General features: G+C 62.2%; 4 protein-coding genes. 3 read left to right on the forward strand and 1 reads right to left on the reverse strand.

Translation table 11 applies throughout. The annotated features are described in order from the left end of the window. The coding region (locus AC1DT2_RS17680; RefSeq protein WP_477297771.1) for a hypothetical protein at nucleotides 1-1,078 on the forward strand (1,078 nt) is incomplete at its 5' end. A gap of 49 nt (nucleotides 1,079-1,127) precedes the next feature. Here the strand turns inward: AC1DT2_RS17680 and AC1DT2_RS17685 are convergent. After that, entirely contained in the window at nucleotides 1,128-1,691 is a 564-nt protein-coding gene (locus tag AC1DT2_RS17685; protein ID WP_477297772.1) for a c-type cytochrome, read from the reverse strand. Between the two features lie 156 nt (nucleotides 1,692-1,847). Here AC1DT2_RS17685 and AC1DT2_RS17690 point away from each other — a divergent pair, with 156 nt between their 5' ends. After that, nucleotides 1,848-3,269 (forward strand): hypothetical protein, encoded by a 1,422-nt coding sequence (locus tag AC1DT2_RS17690; RefSeq protein WP_477297773.1) that lies wholly within the window; start codon nucleotides 1,848-1,850, stop codon nucleotides 3,267-3,269. A gap of 62 nt (nucleotides 3,270-3,331) precedes the next feature. Further along, nucleotides 3,332-3,757 (forward strand): hypothetical protein (locus AC1DT2_RS17695; RefSeq protein ID WP_477297774.1); only part of this gene is annotated, 426 nt, incomplete at its 3' end.

Raw genomic sequence — 3,757 nt, forward strand, 5'->3', positions numbered from 1 at the left:
GCTGCGTGCCATGCGTGCACCACCTCAACCGAGCATCGATCTGGCGGTGTTTGGCCCTACCGTGAACCATGCCGCCGCTTCGATTGACGAGACCGTGCAGAGCCTGACGGCCCTGGGTTCGCCCGCGCCCTTGCAGCAGCGCATCCTCAACTGGGGAAATGATTTGCGGCAGCCTCAGCGGCTGGCGGATGCGATCACGTCGGGCATGGCCACGTATCACACGGATGATTACCCCCTGACGCGGGTTGAAGCGAGCTTCGCTGACGGATCGAGGCTGGTGTCCTCTTCCGATTCGCAGAGCGTTCTCATGCTGCCGTGGCGCGATGGTGCCGGTCGAAAGTCGTTCTCGGCGGATTTGCCAAGAGCTCTGGCGGCGCTGCTTCCGCCGGTGTCGACCAACCATGTGCGATTGTCAGGACCGCCGTCGCAAGAGGACTTTGACGACGCGCTTCGCAAGGGGATAGCTAAGGACTACCACCAGTTCAAAATGCAGATCCTCATGCCCGCTGCGTACGCCTCGATACAAACACGCCTCGTCATCGACGATGTCGACCTGAACAACATGGCCGGTGCGGACGGAACGACCTTGAGCTCATTGTTCATCGCCGTGAAGATTCCCGGCGGCCCGCCAAACCTCAGCCTTATGACGCCACTGCAGGTCAAAGGAGGGGCTCTGGCGACGCCAGAAGATCTGGGCGTCATGACGGATGAGTTGAACACGGCCGTTGCGGCAACAGCGCTGCGCCAAGCCATGCAAACCGCTCCGGGTGATGCGTTTCGCATCCTGAGTGACGGTGGCCTGCCGTCATTCGAAGCTTCGGAGAAAAAGCGATTCATCGCGCGCATGGGCGAAGCTCACAAACTGCCCGAACTCGTAAGCCACCCGGAGCTCCTCGACGGCGCCGTGATGGTGACCGAGGATGACGGCCCGTTCATCAAAGGCCCGCGAAGCAGAGGCTCGATCTACTGGGTGGCCCTGCGCGACCAGCGCACGGTCGCGTTGACGCGCCTGGGCGTTTGCAAGAATTCCGACGACTGCATCGTCAAGGTCTATGATTCCGAAGGAAAGGCCCTCTAGACATCACGCCCGAGCAGATTGATGCACCGGTGAGCTAGTACGCCGGGGATCAATGAACCTGAGGGTCCTGGCCACCACCCATGTCCATGTCCGTATCCATGTCTTCATCGGGCGGAGCCTGCGCCACCATTGCTTTATAGGTCGTCGGAGTAAGCTCCGGCAGCTTTTGCAGGAAGGCGACCATGCTCCAGATCGTCATGTCGTCGTGACTGCCACCCCAGGCAGGCATCGCACTCATCTTGATTCCATGCTTGATGACCCAGAACGCCTGAGCAGGGTCGACCCTGGTCTGCGACAGATTGGGCGGCTGCGGGTACAAGCCCGGACGCAGTTCGGAGTCTTTYTGCCCGGGCTTGAGATGGCACTCGGTGCACATCGCCGCGTATTGCCCGGCACCTTTGAGGATCAATTGGGGATCGGACAGATCGGGCACTCTGATGCCCGAGGCGTGCGCCTGGATCGACCGTTGTCGCAGCGTTTCCAGTACCGCGTAGGTCGCCTTGCTGTGCGGATCATCGGCAGCGATGTTGTATGCCCCCGAATAGACAAACGCGGCGGCGCCCAGGGCGCCCATCACGGCTACGCCGGCGACGGTAGCGAGGATGGTATGCAAGCGATTCACGGATCAGGTCCTTGGAACCAGGGGAAGGACGCTGAGGTTAAGCCGTCTATCTGCAGGCCCTCAACTCTGGAGTCCGGTACACGCGGCCTGTAGCGGGTTCAAGCATAATCAGCGGGTCGCATGCTGCGGCTGAGCCCCGGAGTTTCCATGGATAAGGTTACTGGTGTCGCGCGTGGGTTGAGGTTGGTCACTGCCTTTACGATCGCCGCGGCATGTTCGGTGTCCAGCAAGGCTGCGGAGCCGGTGACTGCTGCGGTGACTCGCCTTGTCATCGACGACGACTGGGGTGGCCACAACCCCACATCGCCGCACCTCGCCCACTGGGTGATCGAGCCGCAGGGATCGGGCTTCGTCCTCTCCGGGACGTACAGTCAGCAGCACATGGAGACACAGCCACATTACTCGCGGACGGAACAGCGCGACGTTACCAATGTGTCCGCCCAGACAGTACCCGCAGCAGCCGTAGACGCGCTGGTCCGCGCCTTGCGAGCGCCACCTCAGCAGACGGTCGACACCGCCGTGTTCGGCGCGGCGATCGATCACGCTGGCGAGACGATCGACGAAACGGTGCAGAGGCTGATGGCCCTGAATCCGTCGCCGGCGCTGCGACAGCGCATCCTGGATTGGGCGACCAACCTGCGGCAGGGCGACCCCTTGGCCGATGCGATCACTGTGGGTGTGGCCACCGACTCGCACTCGGATGACTACCCGCACACCCGCGTCGAGGCGAGCTTCGCCGACGGATCGAGCCTGGTGTTCCGTTCCGGCTCGCAGAATATGTTCCTGCTCCCGTGGAGGGACGCCTCCGGACACACTACGTTCTCCGCGGCGTTACCTCAGACACTCGCCGTTGTGCTTCCGCCGACGTCCACCAATCGAGGGCGACTCTCCGGGAAGCCTTCCCCGGACGAATTGCACGATTACCTCGAGACGGGAATGGGTGAGGATTACGCCCTGTTCCAGGTACAGATCGTGGCGCCGCAGGCCTATGCGGCACTGACGTCGCACTTCACCATCCGCGATATCAATCCGGTCGATATGACATCACACGGGCTTTTTGTCACCGTCAGCCTTCCCGGCGGGCCACCGAACCTGAGCCTCCGAACGAAGCTCGCCATGAAGGGCCCGGCATTGGCGAAGCCCTCGGACCTGGACGGGATGATGGGTGCCTTGAACACGGCTGCTACCGCGACGGGATTGCATCAAGCCATGCTGTCGGCTCCGAAGGATGACTTTCGCATAGAGCACGGTATCGGCATCCAGCCGTTCCATGCAGAGGCAAAGAAGCAATTCGTCACCCAGATGGCCGAGGCCCATAAGCTGGCTGAGCTCGCAACGCATCCGCACCTCCTCGACCGTGCTGTGATCGTGATGCAGGGTGGTTACCCAACGTATTGGGTGGCGCTGCGTGATCACCGTGCCGTCATGTGGAAGCGCTACGTCGGATACCGTGCGACCGGTCATCGACTCTGTGCTGGCGTGCCCGTTCCGGGCGAGGATTGGCGAAGCGTGGGGAACACCGATGAATGCTTCGGCAAGGTCTATGACGCTGCCGGGAAGGCTTTATAGAGTCATCGGTTCGAGCCGCAAGATCATCCGGCCGTGCGAAACGACTGTGCCACGGAGTGTCCATGGAAAAGGCTAACGGGATTGGGATCGGGCTGAGACTGGCCGCTGCTTTGGCAATCGCCACGACGATGTCGTCCTGCACGAAGCCCTCGCGACAGGAGGGCTCCCCGCATCCACCAGCCGGCCCCGCCGCACTCACTCGTCTCGTCATCGACGACGACTGGGACGGCTACAGCCCGCTTACGCCGATTCGCTCGCATTGGGTCATCGAGCCACGGGGATCGGGTTACGTTCTCTACGGGACGCGTAGCCAGAGCCGGATCCCAGAGGCCTCCGACGACAGGAGTCGACTGCCCGAGCGCGACATCGTTAACGTCCTGGCCGAGACCATTCCGACCCCGGCAGTGAATGCCCTCGTGCATGCCTTACGCTCGCCGCCCCAATCAAGGATCGACCTCGCCCTGTTTGGCTCAACCGTGAATCACGCC

It is taken from the genome of Luteibacter sp. P4_E6 (assembly GCF_056401535.1).

Bases quoted from the DNA above. Each gene is read 5' to 3' on its own strand.
- AC1DT2_RS17690 (WP_477297773.1), top strand. From the start codon at position 1,848: ATGGATAAGGTTACTGGTGTCGCGCGTGGGTTGAGGTTGGTCACTGCC.